This is a genomic window from Paracraurococcus lichenis (genome assembly GCF_030657435.1).
GTDB lineage: Bacteria > Pseudomonadota > Alphaproteobacteria > Acetobacterales > Acetobacteraceae > Paracraurococcus > Paracraurococcus lichenis.
Genome location: NZ_JAUTWS010000001.1, coordinates 227,882 through 241,137 on the forward strand (window position 1 = coordinate 227,882; position 13,256 = coordinate 241,137).

The following is a 13,256-nucleotide window of genomic DNA, read 5'->3' on the forward strand; positions in this document are numbered from 1 at the left end:
ACGGCAGGGGGTCATACCTCGTCGTCGTAGTCGCCGCCGGCATCGTTCGAGTCATACCCGGCATTGCCCTGGTCGTACCCGGCATCGTTCGGGTTGTAGTTGACGTTGTCCGTGCCATAGCCCGGATCGTCATAGCCGGCGCCGGTCGCGTCGTTCTGCGGCGCATCCGGCGTGCTGCCCCAGCCCTGGGAGGCCGCGGCCGCGCCGGGGTCGCTCCAGGGGGAGGAGGTCGGCACCGCCTCCTGCGCGAAGTCGCCGCCGCCGCTCTCGAAGGCCGCGGCATGGGCCGCGCCGCCATGGCCCGAGAGGGCGCCCATCAGCATGTTGCCCAGCACCATGCCGCCGGCGACGCCGGCCGCCGTGGTCAGCGCCGTGCCGAGGAAGCCCGAGCCGCCGCGCTGCGGCTGCAGCATCCCCGGGTTGTAGCCCGGCGGATAGACCGGCTGCGGCGGCGGCGACATGGGCTGCGGGGCAGGGCGCCCGCCACCGCCGCCGAACATGCCGCCGAAGAGCCCGCCGCGGGACTGCTGCGAGGACTGCGCTTGGCGCCGCGCATTCTCCACCTCCCATTCGAGCTGGCGGATGCGGTTCTGCGCCTCGACCAGCGCCGCCTCCTGCACGAAGGCGGTCTGGGTGATGCGGTAGCGCGCCTCCGGGTAGCGGGCGAAGAGGTCGGCGATGAGCGCATCGGCCTCCCGGTCCACCGGCGGCAGGTTCGGCCGGGCCTGGGTGGAGGGCACGCTGCCGCCCCAGGGGCTGGGGCTGCTCGGCGCCGGAGCGGGGGCCGCGCCGGCGACCCGCTCCACATACTGGGTGATGATCCGGCGCTCTTCGTCGTTCATGGGTCCTGCATCTCCCGTGGGCCCGTCCGGCGGCGCGTGGCGGAACCGCCCGGGGCCCTGCGCGCAGGCAGGTGGCCCGGACCGCCGGGGCTTTCAAGCCGCATCGACAGCAAAAATGAATTTCAGGCAATCTTCCCCGGCAGGCCGAGGCGCCGCCATTCGATGACGGGGCACCGGTCCTGGACGAAGCGCAGACCGGCGGCGCGCGCCCGCTGCCCGGCCGCGTCGTCCAGGACGCCAAGCTGCAGCCAGACCGTCCGGGCGCCGAGGCGGATCGCCTCATCCACCACCGCCCCGGCATCCTGGCTGCGGCGGAAGACGTCGACCATGTCGAGCGGCCCGGCCTCCTCGAGCCGCCCCACCACCGCGGCACCGTGCAGGCTCCGCCCGGCGATGCCGGGGTTCACCGGTGTCACGGCATAGCCGCGGTCCACCAGGAAGCGGGCGACGCCGAAGCTCGGCCGGTCCGGCCGGTCGGAGGCGCCGACCACCGCGATGCGGCGCGTGCCCAGCAGGATGTCGCGGATCTCGTCATCGGTCATGGCTGTGGCTCCCTCGGCTCCGCACGCAACGCGGCAGCCAGGCCCGGCGCTGCGCGCTCAGAACTCCTCCAGCAGCCGGCCGAAGCCCGCCAGCCGGTCCGCAATGCCATTGCGTCGCAGCGCGTGCCACCAGGTCGCGGCATTGATGGCGATCACCGGCTTGCCGAGGAAGAGCTCCGCCGCGGCGGCCAGCCGCACCATGGAGAGGTTGGTGCCGACCTGGACTATGGCCTCCACGTCGTCGCCGTCCAGCGCCTTGATGGCCTCGCGGCAGCGGGCCGGCGGCACCGCCGCGATCCCGGTCCAGGAGGTGCATTGCAGCGCGATGTCCCGCACCACGGTGAAGCCCCTGTCGCCGAAATACCGTGCGACCTCGGCATTCATCACCGGCCAGTAGGGGGAGAGCACGGCGATTCGCCGGACGCCGCCATGGGCCTCCAGCGCCGCCGCGCAGGCATGGCTGCCGACCGTGACGCCGATGCCCGCGACATCCTCGACCGAGCGGATGAAGGCATCCGCGCCCTTGGCGCCGCCGAAGAAGGTGACGGCCGACATGCCCATGACGAGATGGTCCGGCGCGCAGGTCATGACGCTGCGGACGGCGTCCAGCACATTGCCGCCGATGACCTCGACCCCCGCCCGGAAGCTCTCGTTGCTCACCGCATCGGCGTCCGGGGTGAAGATCCGGCTGTAGTGGCTGGTGACGCCGACCGGGCGCATGGCGTCGAAATCCGGCTGCACCACGGTATTGGTGGAGGGGCCCATGACCCCGAATTTCCGCCGCCAGCCCAGCACGTCGCGCATCGGCCCCGTCCCCTTCGCCTCGCCCCCGCCATCCTGCCACGGCGGAGGAGGCCGGCCAGCCGTCCGGAGGGGGCCGCCTGCCGCTTGCCTCAGCCCAATTCTCCGGTCATCACTCCATGGCGATGGGCCTGTAGCTCAATGGTCAGAGCGGACCGCTCATAACGGTTTGGTTGCAGGTTCGAGTCCTGCCGGGCCCATTCCCGCTACCGCTGCCCTCCCGCCGCCGGCCTGCGCCGCCGCGCGGCGAGCCGCGCCAGGATCTCCGCCAGCGGCACCGGGCGGAAGTCCCAGGCATCCACGCCGACATCCACCTGCCGCGGCATGGGCGCCAGCCGCCCATGGCTATGGCCGTGCAGGTTGAGCCAGCCCCGCTGCATGTTGCGCCAGCTCCGGAAGGGATAGTGGCAGAGGACGAGGCCGGTGCCCTCGAGGTCCAGCTCCGCATAGGGCTGCACGCTGGCCCAGCCGGGCAGGGCGGTCGTCCCGGTTCCGTCGTTGTTGCCGGTGACGAGATGCTTGCGGCCGGCGAGGCCGGCGAGCGTCTTCTCCAGTCCCGCCACGGCGCGGCCGAGCGCGACATCGCCGAGGTGCCAGACCTCGTCCTCCGGCCCGACCGTGGCGTTCCAGCGCTCGACCATCGCCGCATCCATGGCTGCAATTGAGGCAAATGGCCGCCCGTAGAGGCCGAGGGCGCCGCCATGGCCGAAATGCGTGTCGCTGGTGAAGAAGACCGCCATGTCATCGTCCTGTCGCAGAAGTGGCGCGGGACCCGGCCCTCCTCATCGAATCCGCGTGTGGCTGCCGGAGGGGCGAAGCGCCGGGACCTCTCCGGCGTTGTGATGGTACCCGGCGCGATCCGATCCGCCGGACACAGGGATGCCGAGGCCTTCGATGCCGACGCGGTTGCAGCCTTGCCTTGCCTGGTGGCTTGCCGGTCCGCTGCTCGCGGCGCGGCGCGATACCCCGCCCGAACGCCTCGCCGATGCGGCGGTGCATATCCTCGGCCTCGCCGCCGCCGTCATCGCCTGCGGCGTGCTCGCCGCGGCGGTGCCGCCGGAGGCCGGCGCCGCGCGCATGCTCGCCCTGCTGGTCTATGCCGCGGGGCTGCTGGCCATGCTCGGCTGCTCCGCGCTCTACAACATGTCCGGGGAGGGGCGGCGGCGCGCCGTCCTGCAGCGGCTGGACCATTCCGCCATCTTCGCCATGATCGCCGGGACCTATACGCCGGTCGCCGGCATCGGCATCGGCGGAAGCTGGGGGCTCGGGCTGCTGGGCCTGGTCTGGACCGGCGCGGTTGGCGGCGTCGCGCTGAAGCTGCTGGCGCCGGCGCGGATCGAGCGCCTCTCGCTGCTGCTCTACTTGCTGCTGGGCTGGTGCGGCATCGCCGCCTTCGACCCGCTGATGCGCTCGCTGTCGCACTGGGACCTGTCGATGCTGCTGGCCGGCGGGCTGGTCTACAGCCTCGGCGTGATGCTGCATGTCGCGGAGGGGCTGCGCTTCCACACCGCCCTCTGGCATGCCTGCGTGGTCGCCGCGGCCGCCTGCCACTATCTGGTGGTGCTGGACCTGGCGCGCGTCACGCCGCCTTCCTGACGGTCCAGAAGATGGCGAAGCCGCCTGGCACATCGGTCACCTCGCGCCGATGCGCGAAGCGCGGCAGGATCTGGCCGACGGGGATATAGGGCAGGTCCTCGAAGGCCCGGGCCTGCATGGCCCGGGCGATGCGCAGGCGATCGGTCTCGGCCTCCGCCGCCATCCAGGCTTCCCGCATTGCTTCCAGCGCGGCGCTGGTCGGCCAGCCGCTACGGGCGGCGCGGCCGTTGCCGCGGAGATACTGGTGCACCGCGGGGTCCAGCATGTCCTGGCCGGACCAGAAGGTGTGGAAGACGTTCCAGCCGCCCTGGTCCACCGGGTCCATCTTGGCCAGGCGCTGCACCACCGTGCCCCAGTCGGCGGCCTGGTAGTCCACCGCGAAGCCGATGCGCTGGAGCAGGTCGGCGCCGATATCGGCCATGGCCTTCAGGGTGGGGAAGTCGGAGGGCGCCGGCACCGCGACGCGTTCGCCCCGGTAGCCCGCGGCGGCCAGCGCCCGCTTCGCGGCCTCGAGGTCGCGCGGGCCGGTCAGCGTCGCCATGCCCTCGTCGTTCGCCATCGGCGTGCCCGGGGCGAAAAAGCCGATGCCCTGGTTCCAGCCGCCGGGGAAGTCGCCCGCCACCGCCGCCATGTAGTCGGCCTGCGACAGCGCCGGCAGCACGGCGCGGCGGATCGCCGGATTGTCGAAGGGCGGGATCAGGTGGTTGAAGCGCAGGCAGCCGATGAAGCCGAGCGGGTCCTGCACCGTCAGCGCCAGCCGGCGGTCGCGCGCCAGCATGGGCAGCAGGTCGAAGCTCGGATTCTCCCACCAGTCCACCTCGCCGGCGCGCAGCGCCGCCGCGGCGGTGGAGGGATCGGGCATGACGATCCACTCCACGCGGTCGAGATGCACGCGCTTCGGTCCCGCGGTGAAGCTGGCCGCGCCGCCGCTGCGCGGGAGGTAGTCGGCGTTGCGGGCATAGGCGACCCGCGCGCCGGAGACCCGCTCCTCCGCCAGGAAGCGGAAGGGGCCGCTGCCGACCATCTCCGTCACCTGCCGGAAGGGATCGGTCAGCGCCAGCCGCTCCGGCATCACCACGCAGACCGGCGAGCCCGGCTTGCCCAGCGCATAGGTCAGCAGGGGGAAGCGGCGCTTCAGGCGGAAGCGCAAGGTGCGATCGTCCACCGCCTCCAGCGCCTCGGTCGCGGCAAGCAGGGACTGGCCGAGCCCGTCCCGCGCGCCCCAGCGGCGGATGCTGGCGACGGCGTCGCGCGCCAGCACCGGCATGCCGTCGTGGAAGCGCAGCTCCTCGCGCAGCCGGATGGTCCAGGCGAGGCCGTCATCCGATACCGTGTGGCCTTCGGCCATCTGCGGCTGGATACGGTAGTCCGCATCCATGCCGTAGAGGGTGTCGAAGACCATCAGCGCGTGGTTGCGCGTGACATAGGCAGCCGACCAGATCGGATCGAGCACGCCGAGATCCGATTGCGGCACGAAGCGCAGCACGCGCGGCGCCTGGGCCGCGGCGAGCCTCGGCGCGGCCAGCGCGGCGCCGAGCGCCGGCAGCGCGCGGCGGGGCAGGGGGAGGGACATGCTCGGCCTCCGGCAGGGCGGGGGCCGAGTGAAGGCGAGCCCCGCGCCCGCCGCAAGCCCGCTCAGGCGGCGGCCGCGGCCTCCTCCAGCACGAAGCCCTCATAGCCCCGGGCGGCGATGTCGGCGCAGATCTCGCGATAGCGCGCCATGCCGCCGGCATAGGGCATGAAGACCCGCGGCTTGCCCGGCACGTTGGCGCCGAGATACCAGGAATGCCCGGCCTGCGGCAGCAGCGTGGCATTCGCCGCCTCGTTCACGTGCTCGACCCAGCGCTCCACCGCCTCCGGCCGCGGCTCCATGCGGGCGATGCCGTTGCGCCGGAGATGGCCGATGCAGTCGGCGATCCATTCGGCATGCTGCTCGATCGCGATCGGCATGTTGCAGAGCACGGAGGGGCTGCCGGGGCCGGTGATGGTGAACATGTTCGGGAAACCCGCGACCTGCAGGCCGAGATAGCTGCGCGGCCCTGCCTCCCAGGCCTCGGCGAGCGTCAGCCCGTCGCGGCCGGTGATGTTCAGCCGCAGCAGCGGGCCGGTCATGGCGTCGAAGCCGGTGGCGAAGACGATGATGTCGAGCTCGTGCTCGGTGCCGTCGCGCAGGCGGATGCCCTTCGGCGTGATGCGCTCGATCGGGTTGGCGCGGACATCGACCAGCGAGACGTTGTCGCGGTTGAAGGCCTCGAAGTAGTTGGTGTCGATCGGCGGGCGCTTGGCGGCATAGGGATGGTCGATATCGGCCAGCCTCGCCGCCGTCGCCGGGTCCTGCACGATCTCCCGGATCTTGGCCTTGAGGAAATCCGCGGCCGTGTCGTTGGCCTTCCTGTCCACCAGCAGGTCGCGGAACGTCGCGCGGAACTGCAGCCCGCCCTTCTCCCAGGCGGCCTCATACAGCTTGCGGCGCTCCTCCTCCGTCACCTCCCAGCAGGAGCGGTCCTCGATGCGGAAGGGATGGCCGTTCGGGGTGGAGAGCATGGTCTCCCGCACCGCCTCGTAGTTCTGCTTCACCCAGGCCTTGAACGGTTCGTCGAGCGGGGCATTGCGCGCCGGCACGCTGTAATTGGCGGTGCGCTGGAAGACGGTGAGGTGCTTCGCCTGCTCGGCGATGACCGGCACGGCCTGGATGCCGGTGGAACCGGTGCCGATCTGGCCGACGCGCGCGCCGGAGAAGTCCACCCCCTTATGCGGCCACTGTCCCGTGTGGTACCAGCGTCCCTCGAAGCTCTCGAGCCCCGGGATCTTCGGCACATTGGCGGTGGAGAGGCAGCCGACCGCGGTGACGAGGTAGGTCGCGGTCAGGGTCTCGCCCGCCTCGGTCGTCACGCGCCAGAGGTTCGCCGCGGCGTCGTAGGTGCAGGCGGTGACGCGGGTGTCGAAGCGGATGTCGCGCTTGAGGTCGAGCCGGTCGGCGACCCAGTTCATGTAGCGCATGATCTCGGGCTGGCCCGGATAGCGCTCGGTCCATTCCCATTCCGTGTAGATCTCCCGGGAGAAGGAGAAGCAGTAGGAATGGCTCTCGGAATCGCAGCGGGCGCCGGGGTAGCGGTTCCAGTACCAGGTGCCGCCGACGCCGCCGCCCTGCTCCAGCACCTGGACCTTCAGGCCGAGGCGGTCGCGCAGCAGGTGAAGCTGGTACATGCCGGCGAGGCCGGCGCCGATCACGATGGCATCGACATCCGGCGTGCCGGAGGCGCCACGCGGTGCCTCCCGGACCATGGTGTCGGGCATGGGCTCGTATCCTCCGTCCTGTTGGGGCGGAGGTTAGCAGGGGTGGGGCGGCGGTGCAGCCCCCTGGACGGTCGGCCGACCAGGGACGGCTCCCGACCATCCGCGCTCCCGCGGACCGCGGATCGAGGCCGGAATGCCCGCATCTGTGCGCCTCGAGCGCCTATCCTCGGGCAGCGGGAGGGGAGGACGACCGTGACAGCGCTGGCGGGAACGATGTGGAAGCTGCTCGAGGTGACGGCCGTGGACGCGGCAGGGCAGGAGGTGCCCTCGCCCATCGGTTCGCACCCCCTGGGCTTCGTGATGTTCGGCGAGGACCGCATGCTGGTCGCCGTGGCCGATGCCCGCCCCGCGGCGGCGCTGCAGGATGCGCCGGCACGGGCGCTCGTGTCCTATACCGGGACTTATCGCTTCGACGGGTCGGAACTCGTCACGGCGACGGATGCTGCGTCGCGGCCCGACCTGATGATGGAGCAGGTGCGGGAGATGCGGTTCGAGGGCGCGACACGCCTGGTCGTGACACCGAGGAACAGCCTGCTCGGCAGGACCGGCGGTCTGGTATTCGTGTGGGAGAGGGTGGGCTGAGCGCGCGGGTGATGCCGCGCGTCCTGCATGCGGCACCCACCGCTAGATGATGGTGTAGCCCCCGTCCACAACCAGATCGTGCCCCTGGATGAAGCCGCCCTCGCAGGTCGCGAGGAAGGCGATGGCCTCCGCCACCTCCGTGGGCCTGCCCAGCCGCCCCACCGGCAGCCTGCCCTCGAGCTGCTCGACCCGGCCGGGGATGCGGCCATAGCTCTCGATGTTGAACTGGGTGGCGATGGGGCCGGGGCTGACGGAGTTCACCTGGATGCCCTCCTTCGCCAGCTCGAAGGCCATGTTCTTCGTGAGCTGGATCAGCGCCGCCTTCATCGGGCCGTAGAGGGAGTTGTCCTCCATCGCCACGCGCCCGGTCTGGCTGGCGACATGAATGATCCGCCCGCCGCCCTGCGCGCGCATGGCCGGCAGCACCGCTTGGCTGGCGAAGAAGGCGGCGGCGAAGTTCACGGCGATCAGCCCGTCGAACTCGGCCCGGGTGAAGGCGCCGAAGGGCTTGCGGCAGCGGATGCCGGCATTGTTGACCAGCACGTCCACCCGGCCGAAGCGGGCCAGCGCCGCCTGCACCATCGCCTCCGGCGCGCCGGGCGTGCCGAGGTCGAAGACCGCATGCGCGGCCTCCGGCGCGCCGGCGGCGCGGCACTCCGCCTCGGCCGAGGCCAGCTCCTCCGGCGTGCCCTCGGCGACGAGGAAGAGCGCGAGGCCCTTCGCCGCCAGCGCCAGCGCCGTATCCCGCCCGATGCCGCGCGAGGCGCCCGTGACGACCGCGACCCTCATTCCACCGTCACCCCCGTCTCCTGCACGATCGCCACCCAGGCCCGGCGATCCTCCATCCAGTAATCCTGCATCGCCTCCGGCGGACCTTCCAGGCTCTCATGCCCGGCTTCCGCCATCCGGCGACGGATGTCGGGCGTGTTCAGCCAGCGATTGGCCTCGGCATTGATCCGCTCGACGAAGGGCCGCGGCAGGGCGGCATGGCCCCAGAGGCCGAACCAGACATCCTCGTTCATGCCGGGGAAGCCCTCCTCGGCCAGGGTCGGCACCTCCGGCATCGGCCGCGGCCGGGCGCGGCCGGTCGCGGCCAGGCCGCGCAGCCGCCCCTCCCGCAGCAGTGCGCCGGAATTGCCGATATTGTCGAAGATGTAGTCGCTCTCGCCCTGGCTGACCGCCAGCACGGCGGAGGGGCCGCCGCGATAGGGGATGTGCACGCGCTGGAAGGCGGCGCGCAGGTGGAAGCGCTCCGCCATCATATGGCCGACGCTGCCGATGCCGACGCTGGCCATGTTCACGCCGCCCGGCCGCGCCTTCGCCCAGTCCACGAACTCGCGCGTGCTGCGCGCCGGGATGCGCGGATTGACGATCAGCAGCATGGGGTAGTGGTAGAGCCCGGCGATGGCGACGAAATCCTTCACCGGGTCATAGGGCAGCCCCTTCAGCACCAGCGGCGCCACGACATGGGAGGTGTTGGAGGTGAACATGATCGTCCAGCCATCCGGCGCCGAGCGCGCGACCTCCGCCGTGCCGATGGTGCCGGTGCCGCCGACGCGGTTCTCCACCACGAAGGTGCCGCCGAAGGCGCGGGAGAAATGCTCGGCCAGCAGCCGGGCATAGACATCCGCCGGGCTGCCGGCCTGGCTCGGCTGGATCAGGCGCACCGGCCGGCTGCCCGGCCAGTCGCCTTGCGCCCATGCGAGGCCAGGCGCCGCCAGCGCCAGCCCCGCCCCCGCGATCAGGGTCCGTCGCCGCATCGTGCCTCCCGCTCAGCCCAGGAAGTCGCGGAACTGCGCGACGCAGAACTCCGGCCGCTCGCGCACCGAGGCATGGCCGGCGGCCGGCACCTCCACGATCCCTCGGCTGCCCGGGATATTGGCCTGCATCCAGGCCGCGGCCTCCTTGAAGGCCTCGCGCTCCTCGGAGCCCAGCATGATCAGCGTCGGCGCCTCGATCCGCTTCGCCTGCTCCCGCGCATCGACCATGGCCAGCCACTCGCAGGCCAGCGCATAGCCCTCGCCGCTGCAGGCCTCGAAGGTCTCGACGACGTGGCGGACATTGGGGCCGTTCCCGGCAACGCTGCCGGGAGTGAAGAAGACGCCGAGCAGCATGGGGATCAGCGCCGTCACGCCCTGCTCCCGCGCGATCTTCGCGCGCACCGGCCAGTTGGCGCGGCTTTCCTCGTTGTAGCGCGGCGTGCAGTCGCAGAGGATGAGCTTCTCCACCATGTCAGGATGCGTGCCGGCGAAGTGCTGCGCGAGGCTGCCCCCCATGGAGATGCCGGCGAGGTGGAAGCGCGTCAGCCCCTCCCGCTCCGCCAGTTCCTTCAACTGCCGCGTCGTCGCCTCCTGGTCGTATTGCCCGGCGGGCAGCGGCGTGTCGGCATGGCCGGGCAGGGAATAGGCGATCAGCTCGTAGCGATCCGTCAGCGGCTCCAGCACGTCCCAGAAGCGCCAGCTCTGGCCGAGGCAGTGCAGCAGCACGAGCGGCTGGCCCCGGCCACGGCGGTGGACGGTGACGTTGCCGCTCTCGAGCGGCCTGGGATTCCAGTCCATGGAGGTCTCCTGCCCTGCGGCGCCGCTGCGCGGGCGCCTTGCCTGGCCGCCAGGATGCGGCAGCCGCGGCGGGCCGTCATCCTCCCCTGCGCAGCACAAGAGTCTTTCCCGTGCGTCCGAAATGACGCGGCCGGATTTCGGACAGCCCGGCACGGGTGAATTGCCGATTGCGGCCTTCCCATCCGGCGCCCCCATCCCCAGACTAGGCGAGAGGAAGGATAACGGTCCCAGGGAGCCAGGACATGCAATTCGGACTGTTCGGGGGCGCCCGGACCAGGCGCAGCGTCGGCATCGAGGACAGCCAGGGCTACCAGAGCTTCATCGACTACGTGATGGAGGCCGACCGGCTCGGCTTCCGCCATATGTTCATGGTGGAGCACCACTCGACCGGTCAGGGCCAGGTCTCGGCCTCCATGACCCTGCTGGCCTATCTCGCCGCGAAGACGCAGACCATCCGCCTCGGCACCGCGGTCGTGGTCCTGCCCTGGCACAACCCGGTGCTGGTCGCCGAGCAGGCCGCGACGCTCGACCTGCTGAGCGGCGGGCGCTTCGATTTCGGCGTCGGCAAGGGCTACCGCAAGCCGGAATTCGACGCCTTCTGCATCCCCATCGAGGAAGCCACTGAGCGCTTCGACGAGGCGATCGAGGTCATCCGCAAGGCCTGGACCTCCGAGGAGCGGTTCTCGCATCACGGCAAGCGCTGGCACTACGAGAACATGCTGGTCGAGCCGGCGCCGCTGCAGCGGCCGCATCCGCCGCTCTGGCTCGCCGCCGGCAGCGCCGACAGCATCCGCCGCGCGGCGCGGGAGGGTTTCTGCCTGTTGCTCGACCAGCTCGCCAGCGTGGAGCAGATCGGCGAACGCATCGCGCTCTACAAGGCGGAATGCGAGAAGGCCGGCCGCGAGTACCGCCCCACCATGGTCGGCACCGCCCGGGCGCTGCAGATGATCCATTCCGAGGAAGAGCGCGCCGCCGCCTACGAGACGCGCCGGCGTGTGGTCGGCGTCATCGGCGACCTCGCCCGCGGCAAGCTGGCCGACCGGGTGGAGGAGGACACCGCGCCGCTGCTCGGCATGCCGGCGGAGATCGTCGCGCGGCTCCGGCAGCTCGAGGCCGTGGGCGCCAGCAATATCCTGCTGGTCGATCCCAATGCCTCGGTCGAGAACCTGCGCGCCTTCGCGCGCGAGGTGATGCCGGAATTCGCCCCGGCGCTGAAGGCTGCCGCCGAGTAGGGCGGCACGCCTGGACAGGCGACGGCCCGCGCCGCAGGCTGCGGGCCGTTTTCAATTCAGGGGAGGACGAGCATGGCCAGGCTGGCGCCGAGGACGCGCGAGACGCTCGATGCCGCGCAGCAGGCGGTCTGGGACCGCATCGCCTCCGGCGCCCGCGGCGGCGTCGGCGGACCCTTCACCGCGCTGATCGAGAGCGCGGAGCTCTGCGCCCGCGTCGAGCAGCTCGGCGTCTTCATCCGCTACGAGTGCAGCGTGCCGATGCGCCTGCGGGAGATCGCCATCCTCTGCGTCGGCCAGCACTGGAAGGCGGAGTACGAGTGGTACGCGCATGCGCCGATCGCGGCCAAGCAGGGCGTGCCGGAGGCGGTGATCCAGGCCATCGGCACGGGCGCCGCCGAGATCCCCTTCGATGCCGAAGCCGATCGCATCACCGTCGATTTCGTGCGGGCGCTGCTGCGGACCGGCCAGGTCGGCGACGCCGCCTATGCGGCGGCGAAGGCGCTGCTGGGCGAGAAGGGCACGGTCGAGCTGACCGGTCTGGTCGGCTACTACAGCCTGCTGGCGATGCAGCTCAACGTCTTCCAGGTCGCGCCGCCGCCGCCCTTCCGGGCGCCCTGGGCGGGGTAGGGCCGGGCGGCAGAACCCTGCGGGACCACGGGGCGTTACCAGTTCGACCGCGGCCTCAACCTGCCCGCGACGCGGCCTTGCCCGGTGAACGCCCCGGTCTTGGATGCGCCGCGTGGCCCGGGTATACCGGCCGCAACGCCTCGCGCCGCGGCGGGCACGGACCCGCCCGGCGCCACGAGCAGGGATCTCCGCATGACCGATCGTCGCCGCCTCCTGCAGGGGGGCGCCCTCCTCCTCACCGGCCTCGCCATGCCCGCCATCGGCCGGGCGCAGGCCGGCTGGCCCACCCAGCCAGTGCGGCTGATCGTGCCCTTCGCCGCCGGCGGCCCCACCGACATCCCGGCGCGGCTGCTGGCCGACGAGCTGTCGAAGCAACTGCCGCAGCGCGTGATCGTGGAGAACCGCACAGGCGCCGGCGTCGTCGTCGGCTCGGACGTCGTGGCGAAGGCGCCGAAGGACGGGCACACGCTGCTCTACACCACCATCGCCCATGCGGCGCTGCGCGCCATCTTCCCGCGCCTGCCCTTTGACCCGCTGGGCGACTTCGCGCCCGTGGCGCTGACCGGCACCATCCCCATGCTGATGATGGTGAACAAGGACCTGCCCGTCTCCTCCCTGCAGGAGCTGATCGCGCTGCTGAAGAAGAACCCAGGCAAGTACGACTATGCCAGCACCGGCAATGGCGCGGCGCTGCACCTGGCGACGGAGCTCTTCCTGAAGCAGGCGGGCGTGCAGGCCAACCATGTGCCCTATCGCGGCTCCGCCGCCGCCATGCCGGACCTGCTGAGCGGGACGGTGTCGGTCATGCTCGACGTCGCCAACAACGCGTTGCCCTTCGTCCAGCGCGGCGACGTGAAGGGGCTGGCCATCTCCGCCTCCCACCGCCTGCCGCAGGCGCCGAGCGTCCCGACCTTCGCCGAGGCCGGGCTGCCGGGCTACGAGGCCTATACCTGGCACATGGTCTTCGCCCCCGCCGGCACGCCGGAGCCGCTGCAGCAGCAGATCAGCGGCTCGATCAACAAGGTCATGGCGATGGAGAGCGTGAAGCAGCGTCTCTCCGACCTGACCATGGAGCCGCGCGCCGACACCACCCCGGCCTCGACCGCCGCCTTCCTCAAGGCCGAGGTCGAGAAGTGGGAGAAGGTGATCCGCGACGCCGGCATCAAGGCGGATTGAGTT

General features: G+C 71.5%; 14 protein-coding genes and 1 tRNA gene. 6 read left to right on the forward strand and 9 right to left on the reverse strand.

The annotated features are described in order from the left end of the window. Positions 1 to 11: 11 nt before the first annotated feature. From Q7A36_RS01040 to Q7A36_RS01050, 3 genes are all read right to left on the reverse strand, one after another. Entirely contained in the window at positions 12 to 842 is an 831-nt protein-coding gene (locus Q7A36_RS01040; RefSeq protein WP_305101777.1) for a DUF2076 domain-containing protein, read from the reverse strand. Positions 843 to 964: 122 nt separating this feature from the next. Further along, positions 965 to 1,384, reverse strand: coding sequence for a CoA-binding protein (locus Q7A36_RS01045; RefSeq protein WP_305101778.1), 420 nt, complete (start codon positions 1,382 to 1,384; stop codon positions 965 to 967). A 57-nt stretch (positions 1,385 to 1,441) separates the two neighbouring features. Beyond that, positions 1,442 to 2,188, reverse strand: coding sequence for a maleate cis-trans isomerase family protein (locus tag Q7A36_RS01050; protein ID WP_305101779.1), 747 nt, complete (start codon positions 2,186 to 2,188; stop codon positions 1,442 to 1,444). Between the two features lie 124 nt (positions 2,189 to 2,312). Between Q7A36_RS01050 and Q7A36_RS01055 the strand changes: the two genes are divergently transcribed. Continuing rightward, positions 2,313 to 2,385, forward strand: a tRNA-Ile gene (locus tag Q7A36_RS01055). Positions 2,386 to 2,391: 6 nt separating this feature from the next. On the opposite strand, the gene Q7A36_RS01060 is transcribed toward Q7A36_RS01055, so the two are convergent. Continuing rightward, positions 2,392 to 2,925: a metallophosphoesterase family protein gene (locus tag Q7A36_RS01060; RefSeq protein WP_305101780.1), complete on the reverse strand. Its 534-nt coding sequence runs from the start codon at positions 2,923 to 2,925 to the stop codon at positions 2,392 to 2,394. A 139-nt stretch (positions 2,926 to 3,064) separates the two neighbouring features. Here Q7A36_RS01060 and trhA point away from each other — a divergent pair, with 139 nt between their 5' ends. Beyond that, positions 3,065 to 3,781: a PAQR family membrane homeostasis protein TrhA gene (gene trhA, locus Q7A36_RS01065; RefSeq protein ID WP_305101781.1), complete on the forward strand. Its 717-nt coding sequence runs from the start codon at positions 3,065 to 3,067 to the stop codon at positions 3,779 to 3,781. Here trhA and Q7A36_RS01070 read toward each other — a convergent pair. Next, a complete protein-coding gene (locus tag Q7A36_RS01070; RefSeq protein WP_305101782.1) occupies positions 3,765 to 5,354 on the reverse strand; it encodes an ABC transporter substrate-binding protein in 1,590 nt (529 codons plus the stop codon). The genes trhA and Q7A36_RS01070 overlap by 17 nt on opposite strands. A 62-nt stretch (positions 5,355 to 5,416) precedes the next feature. Further along, complete coding sequence (locus Q7A36_RS01075) at positions 5,417 to 7,078, reverse strand: flavin-containing monooxygenase (protein ID WP_305101783.1); 1,662 nt, start codon at positions 7,076 to 7,078, stop codon at positions 5,417 to 5,419. 192 nt (positions 7,079 to 7,270) lie between these two features. Here Q7A36_RS01075 and Q7A36_RS01080 point away from each other — a divergent pair, with 192 nt between their 5' ends. Continuing rightward, the gene (locus Q7A36_RS01080) at positions 7,271 to 7,660 is read left to right on the forward strand and encodes a lipocalin-like domain-containing protein (protein ID WP_305101784.1); all 390 of its coding nucleotides are present in this window, start codon (positions 7,271 to 7,273) and stop codon (positions 7,658 to 7,660) included. Between the two features lie 42 nt (positions 7,661 to 7,702). Here the strand turns inward: Q7A36_RS01080 and Q7A36_RS01085 are convergent, their stop codons facing one another. Genes Q7A36_RS01085 through Q7A36_RS01095 form a run of 3 tightly spaced genes read right to left on the reverse strand, consistent with a single transcriptional unit; the run spans position 7,703 to position 10,218 of the window. After that, positions 7,703 to 8,449: an SDR family NAD(P)-dependent oxidoreductase gene (locus Q7A36_RS01085; RefSeq protein WP_305101785.1), complete on the reverse strand. Its 747-nt coding sequence runs from the start codon at positions 8,447 to 8,449 to the stop codon at positions 7,703 to 7,705. Further along, positions 8,446 to 9,420 (reverse strand): Bug family tripartite tricarboxylate transporter substrate binding protein, encoded by a 975-nt coding sequence (locus tag Q7A36_RS01090; RefSeq protein WP_305101786.1) that lies wholly within the window; start codon positions 9,418 to 9,420, stop codon positions 8,446 to 8,448. The genes Q7A36_RS01085 and Q7A36_RS01090 overlap by 4 nt, the downstream gene beginning before the upstream one ends. Positions 9,421 to 9,432: 12 nt before the next feature. Continuing rightward, complete coding sequence (locus Q7A36_RS01095) at positions 9,433 to 10,218, reverse strand: alpha/beta fold hydrolase (RefSeq protein ID WP_305101787.1); 786 nt, start codon at positions 10,216 to 10,218, stop codon at positions 9,433 to 9,435. A gap of 242 nt (positions 10,219 to 10,460) precedes the next feature. Here Q7A36_RS01095 and Q7A36_RS01100 point away from each other — a divergent pair, with 242 nt between their 5' ends. The 3 genes from Q7A36_RS01100 to Q7A36_RS01110 all read left to right on the forward strand — a co-directional run bounded on the left by Q7A36_RS01100 (position 10,461) and on the right by Q7A36_RS01110 (position 13,253). Then, complete coding sequence (locus Q7A36_RS01100; protein WP_305101788.1) at positions 10,461 to 11,450, forward strand: LLM class flavin-dependent oxidoreductase; 990 nt, start codon at positions 10,461 to 10,463, stop codon at positions 11,448 to 11,450. A 72-nt stretch (positions 11,451 to 11,522) separates the two neighbouring features. Further along, the gene (locus Q7A36_RS01105) at positions 11,523 to 12,077 is read left to right on the forward strand and encodes a carboxymuconolactone decarboxylase family protein (RefSeq protein WP_305101789.1); all 555 of its coding nucleotides are present in this window, start codon (positions 11,523 to 11,525) and stop codon (positions 12,075 to 12,077) included. 192 nt (positions 12,078 to 12,269) lie between these two features. Next, positions 12,270 to 13,253, forward strand: coding sequence for a Bug family tripartite tricarboxylate transporter substrate binding protein (locus Q7A36_RS01110; protein ID WP_305101790.1), 984 nt, complete (start codon positions 12,270 to 12,272; stop codon positions 13,251 to 13,253). Positions 13,254 to 13,256 lie beyond the last annotated feature (3 nt).